Source organism: Burkholderiales bacterium (assembly GCA_035543335.1).
Classification (GTDB): Bacteria; Pseudomonadota; Gammaproteobacteria; order Burkholderiales; family JAHFRG01; genus JAHFRG01.
In genome coordinates this window covers 18,274-43,943 of record DASZZH010000025.1, presented here as the reverse complement: position 1 = coordinate 43,943, position 25,670 = coordinate 18,274, and the positions used below count along the sequence as shown (strand labels likewise).

Here is a 25,670-nt window from a genome sequence, read left to right as displayed (position 1 = left end):
CTAACTCGAACGGGGTTTGCGGGCCAGGAGGCTGGTTTCTATCCAGCGCTTGATGCGGTTGGCGTCGGCAATCCGGGTGTACTTGCCCCACGAATCGAGCAGCACGATGATGAGCGACTGGTCGGCGATGCGTGTCTGCAGCACCAGGCAGCGTCCGGAATCGCGGATGTAGCCGGTTTTCGACAGCCCGATCTCCCAGCTTTTGCTTTTGACCAATCGGTTGGAGTTGTGAAAGGAAAGGGGGCGCGATTTGCGCTGCGCGCCGGCGACGGCCTGCGAGGTTGCGGTGGTGTATTCGCGGATCAGGTCGTAGCCGTAGCTTGCCTTGACCATCTTGACCAGATCCTGCGCAGTGGAAACATTGCGGCTGTCGAGGCCGGTGGGATCGACGAAATGCGTTTGCGCCATGTCGAGCGCCGCGGCTTTCTGGTTCATGGCCGCCACAAACGCCGGCATCCCGCCGGGGTAACTGTGCGCCAGCGCGGCTGCAGCGCGGTTTTCCGAAGCCATCAGCGCGAGCTGCAGCAATTCCCCGCGTGACAACGTAACGCCGACCTTGAGCTTGGAACGGGTTCCGCGCTTGGTGTCCACGTCCTCTTTGCCTATGGTGACCGGCTCATCCAGCGGCAATTGCGCATCAAGCACCACCATCGCCGTCATCAGCTTGGTAATGGAAGCAATCGGCATTTGTGTATCGACGTTCTTGGCATAGAGCGGCCGCTCCTGCTCCTGGTCGACCACCAAGGCGACCGCCGAACGCACCTTGCCCAGCTTTGTCGTATCGAGTGGCGGCAAGGGCGGCTGCGCCTCAACCGGCGCCTCGATCACGCCCAGCTTCGCCGTGTCAAGCGGCGGCAAGGCCAGCTGCGCCTCAACCAGCGCCTCAACCGCCGGTTGCTCCGCTTGCGGTAGAGACTCGTCCTGGGCGGCAAACGCCCCCGTTGTCAACAACAGCAAGCCAAGAATGGAAAAATTTTTCTGCATTGGTTTTATGTCTCAAGTTATTGAAATGAAACGGCTCTTCCTGCTTCCCTGAAAGCCTAGGCTCATGATCGCAGCTAAAACAACAAAAATCAAGGCCTAAGTTCACATTTTTAACCCCGATTTTAAGGTTGACACCGACCTCATTGAATTCATGATTTAAGGCCTAAAAAGTAAGGCTCGGACTGCATCCCTAGCGGTTTCCCTTCTTCGGTAAAGTGCGAAACAGCGGTGGCAACCCGTCGCGGAGGCGAAGCCGTCGGCAATCGGCAGCGCCCGCAGGGCATAGTCGAGCATGTTTTCTATGAATTTGAACCTGACAGTACGGGGGTACTTGCTGGCTTAGTTCAGGCGCGCACCGCTTCCGCCCGGCGTGAGCTTTGTTCTTCCTTGTCGCGCTTGGCTTCCTCCTGCTGCTGCAGCGCCCACATGTGCGCGTAGGCACCCTGCTTTTCCAAAAGCTCGCGATGGGTGCCGCGCTCGATGATGCGGCCGTGGTCCATCACCAGAATCTGGTCGGCATCAACGACGGTGGAAAGCCGGTGGGCGATGGTAAGCGTGGTTCGATTGGCGGCGATGCGCTTGAGTTCCGCCTGAATCGCTTTTTCCGATTTGGAATCGAGCGCCGAAGTCGCCTCGTCGAAAATCAGGATGCGCGGGTTCTTGAGTATCGCGCGCGCAATCGCCACGCGCTGCTTCTCGCCGCCGGAAAGCTTGAGTCCCCGCTCGCCCACCATGCTGTCGTAACCGTCCGGCAGCGTCGAGATGAAATCATGAATGTGCGCCGATTTCGCCGCCTCGATCACTTCTTCGCGGTCCGCCTCGGGGCGGCCGTAATTGATGTTGTAAAAAATCGTGTCGTTAAACAGCACCGTGTCCTGCGGCACGATGCCGATGGCCGCACGCAGGGATTTTTGTGTGACCTCGCGGATGTCCTGGCCGTTTACGCTGATGTGCCCACCGTTCACATCGTAGAAACGGAACAGCAGCCGCGCCAGCGTGGACTTGCCGGAACCACTGTGCCCGACCACCGCCACCGTTTTCCCCGGCGCAATTCCGAAATCCACGTCGAACAAAATCTGCCGCTTCGCTTCGTAGCTGAAATTCACGCACTCAAAATGCACGGCGGCGTCACCCACCATCAGCGGCACGGCGTCCGGCTTATCCTGGATTTCCAGATTAACTTCCAAAAGGCCGAACATTCTTTCCATGTCCGCCAGCGAATGGCGGATTTCGCGGTAGACGAAGCCCAGGAAGTTGAGCGGCAGATAGAGCTGCAGCATGAATGCGTTCACCAGCACCAGGTCGCCCAGCGTCATCGCGCCTTTCACCACGCCGTTCGCGGCAAGCACCATGAGCAGCGTCATGCCGACGGCGATGATCGCCGACTGCCCGGCGTTGAGCCCGGCGAGCGAGGTCTGGTTCCTCACCGCCGCGTTTTCCCACACCTGCATGCCTTCATCATAGCGCCGCGCCTCCCACTCCTCGTTGCCGAAATATTTCACCGTCTCGTAATTCAGCAGGCTGTCGATGGCGCGGGTGTTGGCCTTGGAGTCGGAATCGTTCATGGTGCGGCGGAACACCATGCGCCACTCGGTGACCACCAGCGTGAACACGATGTAAATCGCGAGCGTGACAAAGGTCACCACCGCAAACCAGACGTCGTATTGGATGAGCAGAATGACCGCGACCAGCCCGATTTCCACGAAGGTCGGCAGGATGTTAAACAGCATGAACTGCAAAACGAAGGAAATGCCGCGGCTGCCGCGCTCGATGTCGCGCGACACGCCGCCGGTCTGCCGCTCCAGATGAAAGCGCAAGTTGAGCAAATGCAGATGGCTGAACACTTTCAGCGCCGCGCGGCGGATCGCCCGTTGCGTAACCTTGGCGAATACCGCGTCGCGCAATTCGCCGAACAGCGTCGCCGAAAAGCGCAAAATGCCGTAACCGGCGAGCAGCGCAATCGGCAGCGCAATCAGCGCGTCCTTGACGCTCAAGGAATCGACGATGCCTTTGAGCACCAGTGGCACGGTAACGTTGGCGAGCTTGGCGCAAATCAGAAGTGATAGCGCCAGCACGACTCTCCCCTTAAACTCCAAAAGATAGGGAAGCAGCGTCCCGATGGTCTTCCAGTCGTTGCGGTTTTGCGATGGCTTGCCGAAATGAGCAATACGCATAGCTGGTTTCTCAAAAGCTTTAGCGTATCACCCTGTGCCGTGATTGGCGAGCGGATTCAAAGACCTGGAAACCGTCACCGATCCGGCGCAGCACGAATGGTTTCCGCTGCCGGCAAAAGCCGCTTAATGGCGCGGCTTCAGCTCCTGCTCCCTGCCATAGCCAAACACACCGGCGATGAAGCGCACCACCCCGTAGCTGATCCAGATCAGGATACGCCGCCATAGCGGCTGGTGTTCCCAGCGCTCATGCACCACTTGCGTCGCGCCATCGGCCACCGCCTGCATCAGATTCTTTCTCAATTCCCCGGCAAATTTCCGGTCCTGCACCACCACGTTGGCTTCGCGCGCGAGCAACAGGCTGAAGGGATCGATGTTGGAGGATCCTACCGTCGCCCAACCGCCATCCACCACCGCCACTTTGGCGTGCATAAAACTCTTGTGGTATTCGTAAATTTCCACGCCCGCGTCGAGAAAATTGCCGTAGAGAGCGAGTGAAGCGTAATGCAGCAGCACATATTCGACCCGCCCCTGCAACAGCAAAATCACGCGCACGCCTTGTTGCGCCGCGTTCACCAGCGCGCGGCGCAAATTGCGGCCGGGCAGGAAATAGGGGCTGGCGATGAGGATTTCCTCTTTCGCGGAGTTGATGGCCCTGAGATAGGCCTGCTCGATGTCGCGCCGGTGGCGTACGTTGTCGCGCGTAACCAGCGCCGCACGCTGCTCACCGCGGGGCCGAATCACCGCCGGCCGTCCCAAGGTGTTGCGCCAGGCGCGCTTGAAATGCGTGCGCGCTGCGCCCGCCCACAAATCCTTCGCCACGGTGTGAATGGCCCGTAACAGCGGCCCTTCAATTTTCACCGCGAAATCGAAGCGTGGAGGGATCTGTCTGGGCGTGTGCATGTCGTCAATGATGTTGATGCCGCCGACGAAAGCGATTTCGCTGTCAATCACCACAATCTTCCGGTGCATGCGCCGCAGCCGGTTACGCCTGAACCTGAAGCTCATTACTTCCGGTCGGAACACCAGCACCTGCACTCCCGCTTCACTCATGGCGTCGATCATCTCCTGCGGCAGCGTGCGGGAGCCGAAGCCGTCAACCACCAGATGCACGATGACGCCGCGCCTTGCGGCGCGTTCGAGGGCCGCCGCGATGCGCCTGCCGGTCACATCATTCTCGAAAATATAGGTTTCGAGAAAGATTTCCGAAGCCGCGCTGTCAATCGCCGCTTCCAGCTCGGGAAAATATTTGGCGCCGTTGTGAAGCAGCGTCAGCTTGTTGCCCGCGACGGAATGCATGTGAAATCAGGAAACGGATTCGCCTTGGCGCGCAACCGCCGGAAGCGTCACACGCGCCTCATGGTCGCCGACAAAGCGGCGTGGTCGGAAATTTTCGACCACGGTCGGCCGTGATGCACGTGCGCGCGCTCGACGCGAAAACCCCGCACGTATATGCGGTCCAGCCGGAACAAGGGAATCACCGAGGGAAAACTCCGCGCCGGCCGGCCCCGGATCTGCTCGAACACCTCATGCAGATCCAGCGCCTCGGCGAAAACCCGCCCGGCTCGGCCGCGCCAGTCGTTGAAATCGCCGGCGATAATCAGCGGCGCATGCGGCGGCACCAGCTCTTCAATTCGTCCGCCCAGTGCTTGCAACTGTTTTTTGCGCCAGCGCGCAAACAAACCCAGATGCACGTTGATGCAGTGCAGATATTCATTCCAGCCGGCGATTTTCAATTCGCAGTGCAGGAGTCCGCGGCGCTCGAGCGGATGCGCGGAAATGTCCTGGTTGTCCCAGCGCACAATGGGAAAGCGGCTCAGAATGGCGTTGCCGTGGTGCCCCGCGTCGTAAATCGCATTCCGGCCGTAGCTGAAATCGCTCCACACCGAATCGGCGAGAAATTCGTATTGCGGCGTGCGCGGCCAGTTTGCGTAGCGCACGGCATGATAGTCGTGGTTGCCCTGCACTTCCTGCAGGAACACCACGTCGGCGCGCATCGCGCGCAAGCGCTCGCGCAGCTCATGCACCATCATGCGCCGGTTGAAGTGCGAAAACCCCTTGTGGATGTTGTAGGTCGCAACGTGCAGCGTCTTGCTCATAACGCGTATTTATGCGCTTTCCTGGTCAGATGAAGTAAAGGGGTCGTGATTAAAATATTATAGAGCCGTTCGCGAGTGAAGCACAGAAATAATCGGCCTGGCCTTGCCGCTTAATTGCGCGCCGAAAGTCAAAATCCCGGGAAACCGCTTCAGCATCGGCAACAGCAGGAGTGCTGCGTTTGGCCGCATCGCGAGATGGGCAAACACCGCAGCGGCGCGGATGCGCGCGGCAAAGCCTGTGCTCCAGGCCGTGGCATAGTCTCTTCCGACTTCAGCGACAGCCCGTCCCGCCACAATGTCATCCTGGCTCGCAATAAGGCGTTGGCACAACAGCCACGCTGATTGCATCGCCATGCTGATTCCCTCGGCAACGATGGGATGCGCTTCTCCGGCGGCATTCCCAATCAGAAAAATGCCATTCGAGTAGCGCTTGCGAATACCCGGCCGGATGGGTCCGGCAGACAACCACGCGCCATCCAGACTGGCGCAGCGCAGGGCCTGGCGCACCCCAAGGCAAGAGGCCTGAATGTGCTGCAAAACCGCTTCTGCCGCTTTGTGTTTCTTCCACCGATGCCGGCATCGCCCTAACTCATCGCGGCGGATGCAACAGGAAAGGCTCACGCGCCCGCCGTCGCTGTGCACCATCCCGCCATAGCCGCCGGGGAAAATCAGCAGCGGCATCAGATCAGAGGGCAGATCACATTCCCTAAAGTGCGCCTTGAACGCGAGCAAGTCGGAAGGCTTGTGTGCCCGGTCAAGACTTTGCGCAGACAATGTGCCGCGTTCCCATGAACCATGTGCGGCAATTACAATTCGCGCATGAAGTTCTTTACTGATTCCTTTTGCCGCTATTTTGCAGATATACCCGTTCTTGTTACGCTGCAATTCAGTGGCCGTCCACGGTTGCCACACTCTCGCCCCGGCTTGCGTCGCAGCGGTGAGTAAAAACATATCGAGATGCTCCCGCCCCAGGGCTCTGCCCCATCTTTCGAGGGAGCCCCGCGGTTGCGGCATGGCCGAAGTAAGAACCGTTTCTCCGGCGAACAAACCGACCCGCCGCACTTCCGGCCCGGCAAGTTCGAGAAAAGAACCGGCAACGCCGAGCTCGTGAAGCAACGGCAGACTGGTAGCCGAAATGAATTCGCCGCAGACTTTGCGCCTGGGAAAACTGGATTTTTCCACCAGAGCCACCGACCAGCCGGCTTGGGCAAGCATCAGCGCCGCGGCCCCTCCGGCAGGGCCTGCGCCAATGATGAGCGCATCATGTTTCACGCTGTTGTTCCTTGCGCGACACAACGCCGCGCCACAAAACAATGCGTGAAAAGCTTTGCCGTGTGTTCGTGCGTTCGCCATTCGCCATTCTTCGGCCACAATGCGGAGAGTTCCTGACCGCTAAAACCGGCACGCACGCTCACCACCGCGTCATGGCGACTTACCTCATTGCAACCGATCGCCCACAACAGTCGGCTGCCAACAAACGCCGGCATGGTGCGCCGCGGTTCGCAAGCCACAAACAAACCCGTGGTTGGTGCGGCTTGAGCCAGTAATTGAATCAGTTTTTGATTCGGAAAGTGGTGCAGAAACAGGTTTGCCGTAATGACATCCACACTTTGATGCCCTGCCTGCGCCAGAAAATCAAACACGTCCGCTGTGACCGTTTCGACTTCCCATCGCAGTGTGCTGAAACCTTCCCGGGTTTCACGGCTGACGATGTTCTGCCGATCGAGCAAAATCACTTTGACGTTTTCCCACCGTGGCGCAAGCCGCCGCGCGAGTCGCAACATGAAGCTGCCGTCGCCGGCGCCAAGCTCGAGCAGCACGTGCGGCTTATCGTACGCACAGTGCTTGGCCAGCGCGCGCTCCATGATGCCCACCTGCAGCATCCAGACGTTGACCCGCTGCAGGTCACGTCGCGAGCGGATGGCGCGCGGATCATCCGCTGGCAATTCATCCAGCCACTCGGGCTCCACGCAACGCAGCAGGCTCATGGAATCTTCCTTCTAAGCCACTTCCAGCAAGGCGCCATGGCAACTGAAGCCGGCGCCAAAGGAGGACAACCACCACCATCCGTTCGGCGCGTTTTCCATGAGCGCCGCCTGCAACACAAAATAAACAAACGGACTGCTCAGGTTGCCAAACTCGCTTAACACCTTGCTGCTCCAGCGCAAATCGGTTGCGGTGAGACCGAGCCGTTCGCTGAGTGCAGCAAGCACATCGCGGCCGCCGGCGTGCCAGATCCAGGCGCTGATCTGGCCGCGTGAGATACTCGATTTGTTGAGCACTTCGTCAAGCACCTCCTCGGCGTGCCTTGCGGCGAGACGCGGCACCAGCGGCGTGAGAATGTTGCGCAACATGCCGTTTTTCTGCTCGAAGCGCAACGCATCGCGCTCCAGCGGATTGCACAAGGTAGTGGAGGCTTTCCATTCGATGCGGCGGCCGTGGGAATTCGGTTCGTCGGAGAGCACCGCGGCGGCGGCGCCATCGCCGAACAGGCAAGCGCTGATGAGCACGCCGGGATCGTTATCCAGGTAAAAAGCCGCACTGCATATTTCCACGCAAATTGACAGCACCCGCCGACAGCGTTTGGCGGCCAACAAAGCTTCCGCGGTACGCATGTTGGGCAAAGCCGCACCGCAACCCTGTCCTACCAAATCCAGCGCCACCACGTCCGGCCTTAAGCGGAGGCGTTCCGCCACATAGCTGGTGAGCCCCGGACATAAATAACCGGTGCAGGTGCTGATGATGACGGCATCCATTTGCCCCGGTTGATTACCGGCTTGTTGCAGGGCGCGTTCGGCCGCCTGAGCGGCAAGAATCGGCGCGTGCTGGGTGAAGCGCTGATGGAGTTTATCGGGAGTAGAATCGAAAACCTCAGTCAACGGGTTGAGTACGAGAAACCGGGTGCGGATGCCGTTATCACCCAGCAAAACCTTTTTCAGAATGGCGCGCGCGCGCCGGTCAAGTTGCTTGAATTGCTCGCTCGTCTGTAACGCGTCCCAGCACTGCGACTGCGTGTAGCGCTGCGGCGGGGTTGCGGTGCCCAGGCCGACGATAAACATCATTCGACCACTTCGATCACGCCGTGCATACCTTTTTCGCGATGGCTGGGCAGAAACGGCAGCTTATTTTTGCAATAAAAAGCGTATTCCCCCGCGGCGGTCGCAGTGAAAGTGATGATTTTGGGAGAGCTGCTCAGGGATTCATCGAAGGCGATGCCCGCCTTCGGCGACTTGGTCACTATGCTGTGGGGCACAATGCCGGGCTCGAGGCTGACCGAGAGCTCCACCGGCACGTTCTTTTTAACCACGATGCGGTTGGGTTTGAAAAAATAGCTTCCGCCGAGTATGCGCACATGCTGCACGCCGTCCTTGTCCACCGTGGCGGTCTCGGCTTGTTCCTGAGTATCGGCAAAAACCAGCCCGCTGGAAACGACGGCAAAACAGCAGATGAAACCGGACAAAAACCGTTGCATGGCATTTCCCCCTGATAATAGTCTAACCGCAGGCTGGGTTTGACACCACGGCATGGCCGGAGATTCACCTCAAAACAAATTTTAGGAAAGGAGGGGACGCGAGAACAGAAAAGCGCCTATGAAACTTCGAGCATTCGGTCAAGGGCAAGCCGCGCCAGGTCGGCGTCGTGCTGCGGCACGCGGATTTGATTCACCACCTTGCCATCGGCCAGGTTTTCCAGCGACCAGGCCAAGTGCTGGGGATCGATGCGCGCCATGGTCGAGCACATGCACACCGTCGGCGCCATGAACTGCACGATTTTGCCTTCCGGCTTCACTTCCTCCGCGAGGCGGCTCACCAGATTGAGCTCGGTGCCCACCAGCCAGCGCGTATTGGGCTTGCCCGCTTTCACGGTTTTGAGAATGGTTTCCGTCGAGCCCACGTAATCAGAAAGCTTGCACACCTCGAAATTGCATTCGGGATGCGAAATCACGATGCCGTCCGGATACTGGTTGCGGAATTTCAGCACATGCTGCGGCTGGAACATCTGGTGCACCGAGCAATGGCCTTTCCACAACAGGATTTTCGCTTTCCTGATTTGTTCGGCGCTCAAGCCGCCTATCGGCTCGTCGGGGTCCCAGACCGGCATTTCCTCTAGCGGAATGCCCATTTTGTACCCGCTCCAGCGCCCCAGATGCTGGTCGGGAAAGAACAACGCTTTTTCACGCTGCTTGAATCCCCATTCGAGAATTTTTCCGGCGTTGCTGGAGGTGCAGACGATTCCGCCATGCTCGCCGCAGAACGCTTTCAAATCGGCGGCGGAGTTGATGTAGGTTACCGGCGTCACCGTTTGCTCGGGATTGAAAACTTCGGCAAGCTCGCGCCAGACCCGCTCGACCTTGGCGAGGTTCGCCATGTCCGCCATCGAGCAACCGGCGTTCATGTCCGGCAGAACCACGGTGCGCTCTTGATGGGTGACGATGTCCGCCACTTCCGCCATGAAATGCACGCCGCAGAACACGATGTATTCGGCGGAAGTTTCCGCCGCCAGACGCGAGAGCTTCAGCGAATCGCCGGTCAAATCGGCATGCCTGTACACATCGGCGCGCTGGTAGTGGTGGCCCAGAATCACCGCGCGCTTGCCCAAAGCAGCCTTCGCCGCAAGGATGCGCTCCTCGCAGGCCTCGTCCTGCATCCGGCCGAACCGGTCAAAAGCTATCGCGCTGACTGGCATGGGAAAATCTCATAAAGTTCGGGTACCAACGCTCCGCTAATTATACTGCTAACGTTATCACAATAAGACAAAAATTCCAGCCCGGCGTTGCATCACAATTAAGTACTTGGACTTTATATTAATGCAAGATAAATCTTGGCAACTCCAGAATCGCGGCGCGGTTGCTCCAGGAAAAGCACTTTTGCGCCGCTTCCTGATACGGCACCCAAGCAAAACTCAGATGCTCGCGCGGCGCGACCGTCACTGGCAGCGATTTCGGCAGCAGCAAGCCAAACACATGCTCGGTGTTTTTCTTTACCCCCGGCGGGTAGCGGTGTCGCCACTCGGCAAAGATTTCAAATTCGTTCTCAATCCCCCAATTGGCAAGGGGATAACGCATCGCGTCCAATCCGGTCTCTTCCTTCACTTCGCGTATCGCGGCCTGTTCCGGCGTCTCGTCTTTGCCCAGGCTGCCGGTTACCGACTGCCAGTAGCCGGGATGGTCGGCACGCTCCAGCAGCAGCACTTGCAGATCTGGAGTGTAAACGACGACGAGAACCGAGACCGGGATCTTGTAGGCCATAAAACCTACTCTTGCGTTACGCTCAAGATGTTGCGACATGCCCAGTCCTCGCTTATCACGCGAATTCTCTGAGCAGCGCTTGAATATCCGTTGCCTAAATGGGAATCCATCAGAATGTTCACGAGATGCCCCGAAAATACTTTGCGTCGCCTATTTTTTAATCCGCTGCCGGCTTGACGATATCGCGCAGCCGGATATGTAATTCCCGCAACTGCTTCTCGTCCACCGGGCTCGGCGCCTGGGTAAGCAAGCATTGCGCGCGCTGGGTTTTGGGGAAAGCAATCACGTCGCGAATGGATTCCGCGCCCGCCATCAGGGTGACGATGCGATCCAAACCAAACGCGATGCCGCCGTGCGGCGGGGCGCCGTATTGCAGCGCATCGAGCAGAAATCCGAATTTCTGCCGCGCTTCGTCTTCACCGATGTTGAGCGCGCGAAACACCTTGGATTGCACGTCTTCGCGGTGTATCCGCACCGAGCCACCGCCGATTTCCCAGCCGTTCAGCACCATATCGTAGGCCTTGGCCATGGCTTTCTGCGGTTCCTGGTCGAGAAATGCCTCATGGCCGTTCTTGGGCGAGGTAAAGGGATGGTGCAGCGCGTCCCAGCGCTTTTCTTCTTCGTTCCACTCGAACATCGGGAAATCCGTGACCCACAGCGGCTTCCAGCCTTGCTGGGCATGGCCCCTTTCGTGCCCGATTTTGACGCGCAGCGCGCCTAAAGCGTCGTTGACGATTTTCGCCTGGTCCGCGCCGAAGAAAATCAGGTCGCCATTTTGCGCCCCGGTGCGCTCGACGATGGCACGTAACACCGGCTGCGGCAGGAATTTGACTATCGGCGACTGCAAGCCCTCCTCGTTCAGCTTCGCGGCGTCGTTGACCTTAATATAGGCGAGCCCTTTCGCGCCGTAAATCGCGACAAACGCGGTGTAGTCGTCAATCTCTTTTCTAGTCAGCTCGCTGCCCTTCGGCACGCGCAACGCGGCAATCCGCCCATCGGGCAATTCCGCCGCCGAGCGGAACACTTTAAATTCCACCGCTTTCATTAAATCGGTAAGTTCGGTCAACTCCGACTTCACGCGCAAATCCGGCTTGTCCGTGCCGTATTTGGCCGTCGCTTCCTGATAGGTCAATCGCGGGAACGGCTTGGGCAGCTCCACCTGCATCACTTCCCTGAACAGGCCGCGAATCATCTCCTCTATGAGCGCGGTGATTTCGCCTTCGTCCAGAAACGAAGTCTCGATATCGATCTGGGTGAATTCCGGCTGGCGGTCGGCGCGTAGATCCTCGTCGCGGAAGCATTTGGTGATTTGGTAGTAGCGGTCGAAACCGGCAATCATCAGCAGTTGCTTGAACAACTGCGGCGACTGCGGCAGCGCGAAGAACTGGCCAGGATAGATGCGCGACGGCACCAGATAATCGCGCGCGCCTTCGGGCGTGGATTTGGTGAGCATCGGCGTCTCGATGTCGATGAAGCCGTGCGCGTCGAGGAATTTGCGCACTGCCATCGCTACCTTGTAGCGCAGCCGCAGATTCGCCTGCATCTGCGGCCGGCGCAGGTCAATCACGCGGTAAGTGAGCCGCGTGGTTTCGGAAAGATTTTCGTCGTCGAGCTGGAACGGCGGCGTGAGCGAGGAGTTGAGGATTTCAATCTGGTGCGCCAGCACTTCCACTTCGCCGCTGATGAGGTCGGGATTGGTCGTGCCCGCCGGACGCTCGCGCACCTTCCCGGTGACTTTCAGCACGTATTCGTTGCGGATTTTTTCGGCAATCTGAAAAGTCTCCTTGCGGTCTGGATCGCACACTACCTGCACCAGTCCTTCGCGGTCGCGCAGGTCGATGAAGATTACCCCACCGTGGTCGCGTCGCCGGTGCACCCAGCCGCACACGGTCACGCTTTGCTGCAAATGTTTCCGGCTGACGAGGCCGCAATACTCAGTACGCATCATGATTAAAGGTCGGAAATTCCGGAATTGAAGTCGGGCTGAAAGCCGTGTTTTTAGTTGGTTTCTTTCTGAGTATCCGGCGCCGCGACTCCCATGGAGATGATGTATTTAAGCGCCTCATCCACGCTCATGTCGAGTTCGATAACCTCGCTCTTCGGCATCATCAGAAAAAAACCCGACGTGGGGTTGGGCGTAGTCGGCACGTAAACACTTATGTATTCGCCTTTAAGATGATTGGTGACATCGCCACCCGGCTGCCCGGTTTGAAAGGCGATGATCCACGAGCCTTGGCGCGGATACTGCACCAGCAGCGCCTTGCGAAACGCCTCTCCCTGGCTGGAAAACAGCGTATCGCTCACCTGCTTGACGCTCCTGTAAATCGTCTTGACCACCGGGATGCGCGAAAGCAGGCCTTCCCAAATCCGCACCAGGCGCTGCCCGATGATGTTGGCGGTGAAAAGTCCGGTAAGGAACACCACCAGCACGGTGAGAATGACGCCGAAACCGGGAATCTGAAAGCCGAGCAGGTTCCGCGGCTGGTAGCGCTCGGGGAGCAGCAGCAGGCTTTGATCCATGGTGCTGACCAGCAAGTTCAGCACCCATAAAGTGATGACGATGGGCACCCAAATCAGGAGCCCGGTGATGAAGTATTTTTTCATTTGCTGGCAGGCGGGGCAGCCGCCGGCGCCGCTGGTTTAGTCCCTTTGGATTCTGCAGCGGGTTTTTTCGCGTCATCCGGCTTGGGCTTGGGCTTGGACCCCTCTTTGAAATCGGTGGCGTACCAGCCCTTGCCCTTGAGCTGGAATCCGGCAGCGGAGACGAGTTTGCTCAGTTTTTTCTCACCGCACGCGGGGCAGCGCGTCAGGGGGGCGTCGCTCAACTTCTGCAGGTAGTCCTTCTGGAACCCGCAAGCGGCGCAGCGATACTCGTAAATCGGCATAAATTCCCCAAATTCAAAAGGATGCCTATTATAGCTCAAGCCCCCGGAACAAGGCGATGACTAAAAATGGGGGCGGCCTGGAGTCGATTCAAGCGGCGGCACTCACTTGCCGATATGCAGCAAAAGCCCGCGCTTGCGCCGCGCGGAACGCGGCGAGAAAAATCGCGGTGCCGGCAGCACTTGCATGCGAGTCTGAGTTACTTGAGTCCCATGGAATTCGAGACCATGAACGGTGTATCTTGATTAAACCGTCCATGAAATCCGGGACAGTTCAGTCAGCTCAGTCAGACCTCATTTCCCAGGCTGACCTGCTGGAACTTTGGCATCAACCGCGGCGGTTGTGATATCGTGGTCATTGGTTCATGACCGAGGAGGAGTTATGCATCCAGACATTCACCTCAACTACTTGGCGGTGGTCACCGCCGTCGTCGCAAGTTTCCTTTTCGGATGGCTCTGGCATGGGCCTCTGTTCGGGAAAAAATGGGCGAGTCTCATGAAGATGCCGACGGACTGCAAGCCCGATCCCAAAGTCATGATGCGCGGGATGGGGCTGACGCTGCTCGGGACGTTCCTGACGGCCTATGTCCTGGCGCATTCGGCCGAAGTCTGGCGCCCGTCGGTGTGGGGTGTGGGAGCAGATGCGCCGTCCTACGTCTACGGATTTTTCAGCGGTTTTTTCACCTGGATTGGCTTCTTTGTCCCGATGCTGTTGGGATCGGTCGCCTGGGAGAACAGGAGTTGGAGTCTGTTTGGGCTGAATGCCGCATACCACTTTGTGAACCTTCAAGTCATCGCGATGATTCTTGCCCATTGGCGCTGATCGCTACCGCGGGATCATCGGCATAGCAGCCGGGAGCCCTTCGCCCCTTCGAGCACCCTGTTGGTCGCCTTGATCGGCCGCGCCGCGCGGAACACGACGCGGGTGACAATATTTTTTGCGTCTTTATAGCGCATTGATCCTGTTATACGATGAAAACATACCCCATTAAATGGGTAATTAATTACACCATTTCTGGTATCTATTTCTAGTTAGGCCGAAAATAAGAAGGGGGCCTCCTTGGACGTTGGAAGTGTTGTCGCCCTAGCCACCCTCATCTTTGTTGCGGCGCTTCTGTATTCCTCCGTCGGTCACGCCGGCGCGTCGGGGTATCTTGCAGCTATGGCGTTGTTTGGCCTCGCGCCCGGAATAATGAAACCGACGGCACTTAGCTTAAACATCCTGGTTTCAGTCATCGTAACCATCAAGTTTTATCGCGCTGGGCACTTTTCGTGGTCGCTCTTTTGGCCGTTTGCGCTCGCCTCGATTCCGTTTGCTGTTCTGGGTGGGTTTCTGTCACTCCCGGGCGCTATCTATAAACCGCTTGTCGGGCTGGTGCTCCTCGGTACCGCTTGGCGGTCGCTTCGCGAAGCGAAGCGACTCACTGCCCGTGAAATCAACCCCCAACCTCTGCCGGTTACAATGGTCGCGGGTGCCGGTATTGGGCTGTTGTCGGGGTTAACGGGCGTCGGGGGCGGCATATTCTTGAGTCCGCTTCTCTTACTAAGAGGCTGGGCGGAGCCCCGAAGGGTGTCGGCAGTTGCTGCGGCGTTTATTCTGGTCAACTCCGTTGCGGGCTTGCTGGGGTTCCTTTCACGAACTCCAGAACTTCCCACCGCTTTGCCATGGTGGGCACTTGCAGCAGCCGTTGGCGGCTATATCGGCTCAGAGTTTGGGAGTCGTCGTTTGGGAAATCCAACGATCCAACGTCTGTTGGCAGTTGTGTTGGCAATCGCGGGTTTGAAAATGATATTTACGGCCTAACAACCGGTTCGAGGCGGACCGGTTTACCCGGCGCAAGACGCCGGGCAAACCGGCCGCTCAACCGGAGCGTTAGGCTACGGACAACGAATGGTAAATAGGATTAGACACGATTTATTCGCCGATATGCAGCAAAAGCTCGCGCTTGCGCGCCGCGCGGAAAGCCGCGAGAAAAATCGCGGTACCGGCAACGATGTAGGCCAGGTTGCGAAAAAAGGGAGTCAGACTGACCCCATTCTTTTGCTAACCTCCCACCTGGACGACAAGATTGACGGGAAGAGTAATCGGGAACAGGCAGTGCCTGTCGTCGCATGCCTGGTAGCGCAGTGTTCCACTCAGCGTCACCCGGCCCCGTTGCGCATCTGGCGCGATCTTGAGTGGTAGCCGGATCACAAACGTGCCGTCATACACCACTAGATCCTCGTCAGAACCATCGAGCCGCATGGTTTTGGCCAAAGGATAGATTGGCGATCCGGGAACGACCGTCCTATCAGGTTTCACATCGAGCACAATAGGAATCAGGCTCGGGTTTCTAACCGGGTTGGCCTGGACATGATAGCCATGCTTCACCGCTACCTGAATTACCGCGACCGCATCCTGGCCGGCCGTTGCCAATATCGCTGCAGGCGGCCTGACACTCAATACGTCCGCCGCCGTAGCGCTGGCTGCGCCGAGCAGCACAACCAGCGACGCAAGCCCGGCGGAAACCGAATGCATCTTATTTTTCCGCTAGCAGCGCGTCCAGGCGCTTCCGCAGCTTGGTCAGCTTCGCGTCAAATTTCGCCGTATCCTCATTGAGCGAGAGGAACCGAATCTTGCCTTGTCTATCGACGATCATGAACGAGGCGATCATGGTTTCTTCGCGCTTCAGGTCCGGGGCAATCGTGGGCGGCGGTGCATACCGTTCGGTAATCTTGCCATCCAGGTCCAAGGCCACCGGGCACGTCAGGTTGTGCTTTTTCACGAACTCGGCGATGGGGCCCTTCTCCTCGTGCACATCGACGATCAGAGTCTGTACCCCTTTGTCCTGATACTGCCTGCGGATCTGTTCGAAATACGGGGCCGCTGCGTTGCAAAACGTACACCACGAGGTCATGAAACTCATGACAACGATTTTGCCCTTGTAATCCGCCAGGCTTACCGGTTTGCCGTCCAGGCTGGTGAGGTTGAACGCAGGCGCCACCTCGCCGATTCGATAGTTCCACCGCTCCGCCTGGGAAAGCGTAACCAGGCCAGCCAGTATCATCAATAGCCCAAGTTGCAGAGCGCGAAGATATGTCTTCATGATGCTCCTCCTAGTCCAGTGGGTCGCCATCGCCCACGGAAGTCACGCGGCAGACCCGGCTGGCCCCCTTTCTTTCATCCCTTGTCTCTCATCGCTGAGTAGCAGCAATAGCCTACACCCTTCGGGAATCTTGTCGAGTGCTGTGCGGAAAACAGCGCGGATAAATAGGGTCAGACACGATTTATTCGCCGATATGCAGCAACAGCCCACGCTTGCGCGCCGCGCGGAATGCAGCCAGGAAAATCGCCACTCCCGCGACAAGATAGATCAAGTTGAGCAGCAGCGAGTTGAGCAGGAGATCGGTGCGAAAGTGGTGTTCGATCATCACCGCGCGCATGCCTTCGAACACGTGGCTTGAGGGCAGTGCCAGCGCAAACGGCTGCAGCCAGCCGGGCAGCACGCTCACCGGGTAATACACCCCGCTCACCGGCGCGGCGGCGAAAATCAGCGCCCACGCTAGATTTTCCGCACCCAGGCCCCAGCGCAGCACCAGCGCCGAAACCATAAGGCCGATCGCCCAGCCCATCACCATGAGGTTGGCGAAAAACGCAATCAGCGGCAGGCCCATGCTGAAAATTGAATAATGGTAAAGCGGTATCGCCAAAAGCGCCGCGCCGCCCACGCCAATCAGCGTGCGCAGCAGGCTGATGACGAGCTTCGAACACACCAGCTCGTAAGGCCGCAGGGGACTCACGAAAAGATGGCCGAGGTTGCGCGAATACATTTCCTCGAAAAAGGAGAGCGAAACGCCGAGCTGGCTTCTGAACAAAATGTCCCACAGCAAAACCGAGGCAATCAGCAAGCCCGGCGCCTGCGCCACCCACGAGCTATTGGTGGTGAGAAACTTGGCGATGAAACCCCACAGTATCATTTGCACCGACGGGTAATACATGAGCTCGAGGATGCGCGGCCAGGATTTGCGCATGAGATAGACGTGGCGCCGCACCATGGCGCCGATGCGCCGGGAGGAGAAAGCCACCGCGCTCATGCCGTCTGCCCCAACTCTTCGGCGCGACGGTGGCGCACCACGTCCAGAAACACTTCTTCCAGATTGGCCCGGCCGTAACGCGCCAGCAGCGCCGGCGGCGTGCCCCCATCAACGATTTTCCCTTCGCGCATGATCAGCACATCGTCGCACATGCGCTCCACCTCCGGCATGTTGTGCGAGGCGAGCAGCAGCGTGGCGCCGGCACGCTGTTGATAGCTCATCAGATAGCCGCGCATGCGGTCGCCCATGTCCGGGTCGAGCGAGGCCGTGGGCTCATCGAGCAGGAGCAGCTCGGGCTCATTGAGCAGCGACTTGGCGAGCGCAACGCGCGTCCTCTGTCCCGCTGAGAGCGTGCCATAAGGCCGGTGCAGAAATTCGCCGAGCTCGAGCTCCCCGGCGAGCCGCTGGATGCGCGCGCGCACCTGAACCAGGCCGTAGAGCCGGGCGTACACATCGAGGTTTTCCGCGACGGTCAAGCGCTTGGGCAAATCAACATAGGGCGAAGTGAAGTTCATGCGCGGCAGCACGCGATAGCGGTGGCGCAAAATGTCCTCGCCGAGAACGGCGATTCTGCCGGCGGTAGGGAGCAAAAGGCCGAGCAGAATGGAAAGCGTGGTGGTCTTGCCCGCGCCGTTGCCGCCCAGCAACGCACAGGTCGTGCCGCGGCCGACGCAGAAGCTCACTGAGTCCAAGGCCAGTACCTTGCCGAAGCGCTTGGTGAGCGCTTCGACGACGATGACGGATTCGCTCATGGGTAAGGCGGGTTGAAAACACTCGATTTTAACTCAAATCATTATGGAGTATTGATGCCGGTTGCCGTCAAGAAACTCACAAGCATGGCGCTTGCCGCCTAGGCCGGCAGGGTGTTTTATCACATCGAGTCTGTTATTCTTGACTCCATGTCCCGCCCTCGTTCCCGGACACAAACCGCATGAAAGCGCTGAGCGACCTGCAGAAGGAATTCCAGAATTATGTCTTTCAACGCGACAAGCGCATGGAGCGCGAAGTCGTGGGTACGAAGCGCGCCAGCGCCAAAACGCGTTTGGGCATTTATTCCAGCGCCTACCGCCTGCGGCTGCTGGAAGCGCTGGACACCGATTATCCGGGCCTGCGCGCGCTGGCGGGTGATGAAAAGTTTGAAAAGCTGGGCTATGCCTACATCGACAGTCATCCGTCCCCCTACTTCAACCTGCGCTGGTATGGCGGCAAGGTGGCGGAATTTCTGAAGACCACACCTCATTACAGCCGGCATCCGGTGTTAGGCGAAATGGCGGCTTTCGAATGGGCGCAGGCTCTCGCCTTTGATGCGCCGAACGAGCCGGTGGTCACGGTGGAAGACATGGGCGGAGTGCCGGGAGACGCCTGGCCGGGTTTGGTGTTCAAGCCGCATGCCTCGGTGCAGCGGCTGAATCTGGAATGGAACGTGCCGGCGTTCTGGAAAGCGGTGGAGAAAAAAGAAAACCCGCCGCAGCCGCAAAAAAACGAATACCCCATAGGCTGGGTGCTGTGGCGCAACAACCTGCAAAGCTATTACCGCTCACTCAGCGTCGATGAAGCGTGGGCGATCGACGCGATGCGCGAAGGCCGCAACTTCGCCGAAATCTGCGGCGGCCTGTGCGAATGGATGGATGAACTCAACATCGCGCAGCATGCTGCGGGGTTGCTCAAAACCTGGATCGCCGAAGGGATGATTACCAAAATTTCCTTCACGGGCTAGGCACCCGCGAAGGAAACGGCCACATTTTCACGCGATCTTGCAGGTTGATGCAAAACGTCACGAGGAAGCCGGGATGCGCGACGCGAGGAGCGAGAAGGCGAGACAGTACAGAGGGAGTACGGCGAGCTTTCGAGCGACGAGCAACAAAGTAGACCGGCTCCGCAGCAGTTTTGCACCAACCTGCTAGAACGGAATGTCGTCCTCCAGATCGTCAAACCCACTGCCCTTCCCTGACCCGCCATCCTTCCCTGACCCGCCATCCTTCTCCGACTTGCCGCCTGAAGCGGTTTCCTTGGGCGGCGATTCGCGGCTCATCGGCTCCGAGCCGCCGCCGCGCGAACCCAGCATCTGCATGCGGTCGGCGACGATTTCGGTGGTGTAACGCTCCTGGCCTGCCTTGTCTTGCCATTTTCTTGTCTGCAACCGGCCTTCCACATAGACCGGGCTGCCTTTCTTGAGATATTCACCGGCGATTTCGGCGAGCTTGCCGAAGAAGACCACGCGGTGCCATTCGGTGCGCTCCTGTTTTTCGCCGCTCTGCTTGTCCTTCCAGGTATCGGTGGTGGCGATGCTGATGTTGGCCATCGCCCCGCCGTCGGGATTGTAGCGCACCTCCGGGTCGCGCCCGAGATTTCCAATCAGGATGACTTTGTTCACTGAAGCCATTTAAATCCCCCCTAAATTTCCCCCGCGATTAATCGGATTACATTTTGTTCGTCAAAACCGCCGCTGTCCACTTGTAAATAAGCGACCCCTTCTGCGGCGAGCACCAGCACTTCTTTCACCCCCGGCACCGAGGCGAGCTGTCGCGACAAGCCGCTGGCGCGGCGGGTATCCATCGCCGGTATCGGATACATCTTGGTTTCCACCGCGCCCGGGACCTTCATGCCGAGCGCCACGATGAACCAGACCGCAAACAGCAGTACGCAAAAGCCAAACACAGCATGGTTGCCGTAATGCTGTGCAAGATAACCGCTCACCGCCGCCCCCACAAAGGCGCCGAAGAACTGCACGCTGCTGTAGACGCCGATGGCCGTGCCCTTGGCTCCTACCGGCGCCAGCTTGGAAATCAGCGAGGGCAGCATCGCTTCGAGGATGTTGAACGCGGCAAAAAACGCCAACAGCGCCACAAAAATTTCCCACAGACTGCCCAGCAGCCACGGCAGCAGGAGCTGGGTTGCCAGCATCAGTGCCACCGCCGCGCAAAAAACCTGCTTTAATTTGCTTTTCTTTTCCGCAAATACAATCGCCGGCACCAGCACCACAAAAGAAGCGAGCATCACCGGTAGATAGATTTTCCAGTGGTGGTCCACATCCAGTCCGGCTTTCCGCAGCGAAAACGGCACGATGAGGAACAAGGCCATCAGCGCCGCGTGCAGCGCGAAAATCCCGTAATTCAGGCGCAGCAACTGCCCATCGCGCAACACCGTCATGAATTTGCCGCGGTCGCGCTCGGCACTCGAGACAAGTTGCGGACTGGGCATCACCAAAACCACGAGGATGGCAAGCAGCGCCAGCACGCCGGTCATCGCAAAAATACCTGGTACGCCTATCCATCGGTTGAGCAGAGGCGAGACCACCAGCGACAAGGCAAAAGTGAGGCCGATGGTGGAGCCGATCAGCGCCATCGCCTTGGTGCGGTGTTGCTCGCGCGTCAAATCCGCGGCCATCGCAATCACCGCGGCGGAAATCGCGCCCGCCCCTTGCAGCACGCGCCCGAAAATAATCATGTAAATGTCGTGGGCGGCAGCCGCGACAAAACTGCCGATGGCGAACATAATCAATCCGCCGTAAATCACCGCTTTCCGCCCCACGCGGTCGGAAAGCCAGCCGAGCGGGATTTGCAGAATCGCCTGGGTCAGCCCATATGCGCCGAGCGCAATACCGACCAGTGTGCGGTTGTCCCCTTCGGGAAGATGTTCGGCATAGAGCGCAAACACCGGCAGAATCACGAACATACCTAGCATGCGCAAGCCAAATATGGAGGCCAGGCCCATGCTGGCGCGCAGCTCCAGCGGGCTCATCCTGTCGGAGAAAGTCATAGGGGGTTGGGAAAAAACTGCAAACTTGGGTATATTAACAGGTTAGCCAATGCTGGAATAGCTCATGGACTTCATCAAAATCCGCGGCGCACGCACGCATAATCTCAAGAACATCAACCTCGATCTGCCGCGCAACCGGCTCATCGTGATTACCGGATTGTCCGGCTCCGGCAAGTCCTCGCTGGCGTTCGACACGCTCTACGCCGAGGGGCAGCGGCGCTATGTGGAATCGCTCTCGGCTTACGCCCGTCAATTCCTGCAGCTTATGGAAAAGCCGGACGTGGATTTGATCGAGGGCCTCTCGCCCGCGATTTCTATCGAGCAGAAAGCAGCCTCGCACAACCCACGCTCCACCGTCGGCACGGTGACTGAAATCCACGATTACCTGCGGCTTTTGTATGCCCGCGTGGGCGATCCTTACTGCCCCGACCACAACATCCTGCTGCAGGCGCAAAGCGTCTCGCAAATGGTGGATCATGTGCTGCAACTGCCGCTCGACACCAGGCTGATGATACTTTCGCCCTTGATCGTCGGGCGCAAGGGCGAGCAGATGGAGCTTTTCGACGAGCTGCGCGCACAAGGCTTCGTCCGGCTCAGAATCAACGGCAAGGTGCATGAAATCGACAGCCTGCCGAAGCTCAATAAAAACAAAAAGCATACGATCGAAGTCGTCGTTGACCGGGTGAAAGTCCGTCCCGACATCAAGCAACGGCTCGCCGAATCGTTCGAGACCGCGCTGCGCCATGCCGACGGGCGCGCGCTGGCGGTGGAAATGGAAAACGGAAAAGAGCATTTGTTCTCGGCCAAATTCTCCTGCCCGGTGTGCAGCTATTCCCTCCCCGAGCTTGAGCCGCGGCTTTTCTCCTTCAACAATCCCATGGGCGCCTGCCCGCGCTGCGACGGGCTGGGACAAATCAGCTTTTTCGATCCCAAGCGCGTGGTCGCTTTCCCGCACTTGAGTCTCGCGTCCGGCGCCATCAAGAGCTGGGATCGGCGCAACCAGTTTTATTTTCAGATGCTGGCTAGCCTCGCCTCGCATTACAAATTCGATCTTGACGCGCCGTTTGAACAGTTGCTGCTGCCCGTCCAGGAGATGGTTCTGAACGGCAGCGGTAGGGAAAAAATCCGCTTCAATTATCCCGGCGAGCGCGGCAGCCATTATCAGCGCGAACACGCTTTTGAAGGCATCATTCCCAATTTGGAGCGCCGCTACCGCGAGACCGATTCGTTGGTGGTGCGCGAGGAACTATCGAAATATCTCAATAGCCAGCCCTGCCCGCTGTGCCAGGGCACGCGGCTGCGGCGTGAAGCGCGGCACGTGCGCGTCGCCGGCAAGACGATTTACGAAGTGAGCAGCCTGCCGCTCAAGCAAACGGTGCAGTTCTTCGAAAAAATAAACCTGAACGGCGCCAAGCAGACGATTGCGGAAAAAATCGTCAAGGAAATCGTGAGCCGCCTACAATTTCTCAACAACGTCGGCCTCGATTATCTGGCTCTCGACCGTTCCGCCGACACGCTTTCCTGCGGCGAAGCGCAGCGCATCCGGCTGGCGAGCCAAATCGGCTCGGGGCTGACCGGCGTGATGTACGTGCTGGACGAGCCTTCCATCGGCCTGCACCAGCGCGACAACGGGCGCCTGCTCGACACGCTGAAGCGCCTGCGCGACCTCGGCAACAGCGTGATCGTGGTCGAGCACGACCACGAAGCCATCATGAGCGCCGATCACATCGTGGACATGGGGCTGGGCGCGGGCGAGCACGGCGGGAAAGTCGTCGCTGAAGGCGCGCCGCTCAAGATTCGGAATAATGCCGAATCGCTTACCGGCCAGTATCTTTCCGGCAAACGCAGCATCAAATTGCCGGGCCTGCGCCACAAGCCGGATCCGAAACGCAGACTGCGCATCACCGGCGCCAGCGGCAACAACCTGAAACAGGTGAACCTCAATTTGCCGGTAGGCTTGATGGTGTGCGTGACCGGAGTGTCCGGCTCGGGCAAGTCCACGCTGATCAACGACACGCTTTACAACGCGGTGGCGCGGCATCTTTACGGCAGCCCCACCGAACCCGCGCCGCACACGGCAATCGAAGGCGTGGAATTTTTCGACAAGGCGATCAGCGTGGATCAAAGCCCGATCGGCCGTACACCGCGTTCCAATCCCGCGACCTATACCGGGCTGTTCACGCCGATCCGCGAGCTTTTCGCCGACGTGCCGCAGGCGCGCGAGCGCGGCTATGGACCGGGACGGTTTTCATTCAACGTCAAGGGAGGGCGCTGCGAAGCCTGCCAGGGCGACGGCATGCTGAAAGTGGAAATGCATTTTTTGCCGGATATCTACGTACCGTGCGACGTGTGCCACAGCAAGCGCTACAACCGCGAAACGCTGGAGATTCAATACAAGGGAAAAAATATCCACGAGATTCTGCAAATGACAGTGGGGCAGGCCTATGTATTTTTTGAGCCGGTGCCGGTGGTGGCGAAAAAATTGCAAACGCTGCTGGACGTGGGATTAGGCTACATCAAGCTCGGTCAGTCGGCGACCACGCTTTCCGGCGGCGAAGCGCAGCGGGTGAAACTTTCGCTCGAGCTTTCCAAGCGCGACACCGGCAGGACGCTGTATATCCTGGATGAGCCGACCACTGGTTTGCATTTCCACGATATTGACCTCCTGCTCAAGGTGCTGCACCGCTTGCGCGACCACGGCAACACGGTGGTGGTGATCGAGCACAACCTCGACGTGATCAAAACCGTGGATTGGATTATCGATCTGGGTCCCGAGGGCGGCGACGGCGGCGGGCGCATCATCGCCGAGGGCGCACCTGAAGACATTGCCAAAAACCGGCAGAGTTACACCGGCATGTATCTGAAAAACGTGCTGCAAGCGGCAGCGTGAAAATCATTTGAGTTTGCCTTTCACCAACTCGTAGACGCCGTCGGTAAAGCGGCTGGCATCCGCGAGGACCTTATCGAGCTCCGCCAGTTTCTGCGCGTTAAACGCTTCATCTTTGATCGCCGCGGTGTTGACATAGACATTCAAGGCCGCGCTTTTCAATCCGGCGTAAGCGGCAAGCACCGCCACGCCGGCATCGCTCACCACATTGACATTGCCCTTCTCCGCCGCCCGCCTGGCGAGTTGCATCACTGCGGAGCAGGCCCGGGCGCAATTCAATGGGACTTGCGTTGCCTGCATGAGCGCCCGCTGGATGGCCGCGGCACGTCTCGCCTTTTCCTCTTCGCTGTTTTTCGGCAGGCCATAGGCCGCCATGACCTGGTTAAATGCCTCGACATCATCGTTGATCATGCCGATGAGCTTGTGCCGCAACTCTTCCGATTGCCGCAGCAGCGTCTTCATTTCCGCTTCGACTTCGGCGTAGTTCTTCTTGCCGATGGTGAGATTGCACACCATGCTCACCAGCGCCGCGCCCATCGCCCCCATCACCGCCGCGGCGGCGCCGCCCCCCGGCGTCGAGCTCGAGCTCGCAAGTTCATCGAGAAATTTATGGATGGAATCGTCCTTAATCACAGTTGTTCCTTTCCATTATAATCGGTAAAAAAGAAATGGTAGACTATCCGCTTCAATCTGAGAGGGCAACAATGAAAAAACTCCTGTTCCAGCTTGATACCGACCCCTACCCCAGCGCATTCGATACCGTGGTCGCCTACGACGGCGGCGCCGATCAGGTTACCGGATACGGCAACGTTACGCCGCAGAATGTCGGCACGCTGGTGGACGGCACGATCTTTACCCGCGCGCCCAAGGAAAAGAAATATACCGCAATTTTCATCGGCGGCAGCAACATGGCGGCGGGGCAGGAACTGCTGCAGGCGGTCAAGAAAAAATTCTTCGCCAATTTCCGCGTCTCGGTGATGCTCGACAGCAACGGCTCAAACACCACTGCCGCTGCCGGCGTGGCCATGCTGACCCGTTCAGGATCGGTAGCGGGAAAACGCGCGGTAGTGCTGGCAGGCACCGGCCCGGTGGGACTGCGCGCGGCGGCGCTGCTGGCCAAGGAAGGCTTGTCGGTCAGTCTCACTTCAAGAAAACGCGAACGGGCGGAAAATGCCTGCCATCAGATCAAGGAGCGTTTCGGCGTCAGCGTCAGCCCGATCGAAGCCGCCGATAATGCAGCACGCGGCGCGGCGCTGCAGGGCGCTCACGTCGTGTTTGCCGCCGGCGCGGCAGGCGCACAATTGTTGGAAGAAAGCCACTGGCAAAACCATCCCAGCATCGAATTGATGGCGGACGCCAACGCCCAGCCGCCGCTGGGGATTGCCGGCGTGGACATGATGGACAAGGCGGCAAGCCGTTATGGCAAAACAACCTTCGGCGCGATCGGCTTCGGCGGCCTGAAGCTGCAAGTGCACCGCGCCTGCATCGGCAAACTGTTCGATAGCGACAACCAGATTTTCGACGCCGAGGAAATCTACGCGATCGCCAAGACCATGGCGCAATAGC

Annotated in this window: 25 protein-coding genes; 5 read left to right on the top strand and 20 right to left on the bottom strand. The window is 58.7% G+C overall.

Annotated elements, in window-relative coordinates; translation table 11 throughout:
* The 13 genes from pbpG to VHE58_05270 form a co-directional block, all read right to left on the bottom strand.
* On the bottom strand, positions 1–984 hold the full coding sequence (gene pbpG, locus VHE58_05330) for a D-alanyl-D-alanine endopeptidase (protein ID HVS26703.1): 984 nt from the start codon (positions 982–984) through the stop codon (positions 1–3).
* A 344-nt stretch (positions 985–1,328) separates the two neighbouring features.
* The gene (locus VHE58_05325; GenBank protein ID HVS26702.1) at positions 1,329–3,158 is read right to left on the bottom strand and encodes an ABC transporter ATP-binding protein/permease; all 1,830 of its coding nucleotides are present in this window, start codon (positions 3,156–3,158) and stop codon (positions 1,329–1,331) included.
* A 123-nt stretch (positions 3,159–3,281) separates the two neighbouring features.
* Entirely contained in the window at positions 3,282–4,454 is a 1,173-nt protein-coding gene (gene clsB, locus VHE58_05320) for a cardiolipin synthase ClsB (protein ID HVS26701.1), read from the bottom strand.
* Between the two features lie 47 nt (positions 4,455–4,501).
* Entirely contained in the window at positions 4,502–5,254 is a 753-nt protein-coding gene (locus VHE58_05315; GenBank protein HVS26700.1) for an endonuclease/exonuclease/phosphatase family protein, read from the bottom strand.
* 57 nt (positions 5,255–5,311) lie between these two features.
* Positions 5,312–6,526 (bottom strand): FAD-dependent monooxygenase, encoded by a 1,215-nt coding sequence (locus VHE58_05310; GenBank protein ID HVS26699.1) that lies wholly within the window; start codon positions 6,524–6,526, stop codon positions 5,312–5,314.
* Positions 6,523–7,242, bottom strand: coding sequence for a methyltransferase domain-containing protein (locus VHE58_05305; GenBank protein HVS26698.1), 720 nt, complete (start codon positions 7,240–7,242; stop codon positions 6,523–6,525). The genes VHE58_05310 and VHE58_05305 overlap by 4 nt, the downstream gene beginning before the upstream one ends.
* A 12-nt stretch (positions 7,243–7,254) precedes the next feature.
* Positions 7,255–8,316 carry a stilbene synthase gene (locus VHE58_05300; protein HVS26697.1) on the bottom strand — a complete coding sequence of 354 codons (1,062 nt, stop codon included), beginning with the start codon at positions 8,314–8,316 and terminating at the stop codon, positions 7,255–7,257.
* Positions 8,313–8,726 (bottom strand): quinol oxidase, encoded by a 414-nt coding sequence (locus VHE58_05295; GenBank protein HVS26696.1) that lies wholly within the window; start codon positions 8,724–8,726, stop codon positions 8,313–8,315. Before VHE58_05295 ends, VHE58_05300 begins: the two co-directional genes overlap by 4 nt.
* 116 nt (positions 8,727–8,842) lie before the next feature.
* Positions 8,843–9,940: a quinolinate synthase NadA gene (nadA, locus tag VHE58_05290; protein HVS26695.1), complete on the bottom strand. Its 1,098-nt coding sequence runs from the start codon at positions 9,938–9,940 to the stop codon at positions 8,843–8,845.
* Between the two features lie 118 nt (positions 9,941–10,058).
* Positions 10,059–10,502 (bottom strand): dihydroneopterin triphosphate diphosphatase, encoded by a 444-nt coding sequence (nudB, locus tag VHE58_05285; protein ID HVS26694.1) that lies wholly within the window; start codon positions 10,500–10,502, stop codon positions 10,059–10,061.
* Between the two features lie 157 nt (positions 10,503–10,659).
* Positions 10,660–12,447, bottom strand: coding sequence for an aspartate--tRNA ligase (aspS, locus tag VHE58_05280; protein ID HVS26693.1), 1,788 nt, complete (start codon positions 12,445–12,447; stop codon positions 10,660–10,662).
* 53 nt (positions 12,448–12,500) lie between these two features.
* A complete protein-coding gene (locus VHE58_05275; GenBank protein HVS26692.1) occupies positions 12,501–13,106 on the bottom strand; it encodes a DUF502 domain-containing protein in 606 nt (201 codons plus the stop codon).
* Positions 13,103–13,387 carry a zinc ribbon domain-containing protein gene (locus tag VHE58_05270; protein HVS26691.1) on the bottom strand — a complete coding sequence of 95 codons (285 nt, stop codon included), beginning with the start codon at positions 13,385–13,387 and terminating at the stop codon, positions 13,103–13,105. The genes VHE58_05275 and VHE58_05270 overlap by 4 nt, the downstream gene beginning before the upstream one ends.
* Positions 13,388–13,766: 379 nt before the next feature.
* On the opposite strand from VHE58_05270, the gene VHE58_05265 reads away from it, so the two are divergent.
* Together VHE58_05265 and VHE58_05260 are read left to right on the top strand one after the other, a co-directional pair.
* Entirely contained in the window at positions 13,767–14,207 is a 441-nt protein-coding gene (locus VHE58_05265; GenBank protein HVS26690.1) for a DUF1761 domain-containing protein, read from the top strand.
* Between the two features lie 237 nt (positions 14,208–14,444).
* Positions 14,445–15,188 (top strand): sulfite exporter TauE/SafE family protein, encoded by a 744-nt coding sequence (locus VHE58_05260; protein ID HVS26689.1) that lies wholly within the window; start codon positions 14,445–14,447, stop codon positions 15,186–15,188.
* A gap of 240 nt (positions 15,189–15,428) precedes the next feature.
* Here the strand turns inward: VHE58_05260 and VHE58_05255 are convergent, their stop codons facing one another.
* The 4 genes from VHE58_05255 to VHE58_05240 form a co-directional block, all read right to left on the bottom strand.
* Positions 15,429–15,902, bottom strand: a complete 474-nt coding sequence (locus VHE58_05255) for a protein-disulfide reductase DsbD domain-containing protein (GenBank protein ID HVS26688.1) — start codon at positions 15,900–15,902, stop codon at positions 15,429–15,431.
* A 1-nt stretch (position 15,903) separates the two neighbouring features.
* Positions 15,904–16,470 carry a redoxin domain-containing protein gene (locus tag VHE58_05250; GenBank protein ID HVS26687.1) on the bottom strand — a complete coding sequence of 189 codons (567 nt, stop codon included), beginning with the start codon at positions 16,468–16,470 and terminating at the stop codon, positions 15,904–15,906.
* A 181-nt stretch (positions 16,471–16,651) separates the two neighbouring features.
* Positions 16,652–17,458, bottom strand: a complete 807-nt coding sequence (locus VHE58_05245; GenBank protein ID HVS26686.1) for an ABC transporter permease — start codon at positions 17,456–17,458, stop codon at positions 16,652–16,654.
* Positions 17,455–18,210: an ABC transporter ATP-binding protein gene (locus tag VHE58_05240; GenBank protein HVS26685.1), complete on the bottom strand. Its 756-nt coding sequence runs from the start codon at positions 18,208–18,210 to the stop codon at positions 17,455–17,457. Before VHE58_05240 ends, VHE58_05245 begins: the two co-directional genes overlap by 4 nt.
* Positions 18,211–18,389: 179 nt before the next feature.
* Here VHE58_05240 and VHE58_05235 point away from each other — a divergent pair, with 179 nt between their 5' ends.
* Positions 18,390–19,175, top strand: a complete 786-nt coding sequence (locus tag VHE58_05235; GenBank protein HVS26684.1) for a DNA-binding domain-containing protein — start codon at positions 18,390–18,392, stop codon at positions 19,173–19,175.
* A gap of 183 nt (positions 19,176–19,358) precedes the next feature.
* Here VHE58_05235 and ssb read toward each other — a convergent pair whose 3' ends face one another.
* Positions 19,359–19,841 carry a single-stranded DNA-binding protein gene (gene ssb, locus VHE58_05230; GenBank protein ID HVS26683.1) on the bottom strand — a complete coding sequence of 161 codons (483 nt, stop codon included), beginning with the start codon at positions 19,839–19,841 and terminating at the stop codon, positions 19,359–19,361.
* A gap of 11 nt (positions 19,842–19,852) precedes the next feature.
* Positions 19,853–21,217 carry an MFS transporter gene (locus VHE58_05225; protein ID HVS26682.1) on the bottom strand — a complete coding sequence of 455 codons (1,365 nt, stop codon included), beginning with the start codon at positions 21,215–21,217 and terminating at the stop codon, positions 19,853–19,855.
* 64 nt (positions 21,218–21,281) lie between these two features.
* On the opposite strand from VHE58_05225, the gene uvrA reads away from it, so the two are divergent.
* Positions 21,282–24,107, top strand: coding sequence for an excinuclease ABC subunit UvrA (uvrA, locus tag VHE58_05220; protein ID HVS26681.1), 2,826 nt, complete (start codon positions 21,282–21,284; stop codon positions 24,105–24,107).
* A gap of 3 nt (positions 24,108–24,110) precedes the next feature.
* Here uvrA and VHE58_05215 read toward each other — a convergent pair whose 3' ends face one another.
* The gene (locus VHE58_05215; GenBank protein HVS26680.1) at positions 24,111–24,737 is read right to left on the bottom strand and encodes a cyclodeaminase/cyclohydrolase family protein; all 627 of its coding nucleotides are present in this window, start codon (positions 24,735–24,737) and stop codon (positions 24,111–24,113) included.
* A 71-nt stretch (positions 24,738–24,808) separates the two neighbouring features.
* Here VHE58_05215 and VHE58_05210 point away from each other — a divergent pair, with 71 nt between their 5' ends.
* The gene (locus tag VHE58_05210; protein HVS26679.1) at positions 24,809–25,669 is read left to right on the top strand and encodes an NADP-dependent methylenetetrahydromethanopterin/methylenetetrahydrofolate dehydrogenase; all 861 of its coding nucleotides are present in this window, start codon (positions 24,809–24,811) and stop codon (positions 25,667–25,669) included.
* The last annotated feature ends 1 nt before the right edge of the window (position 25,670 follow it).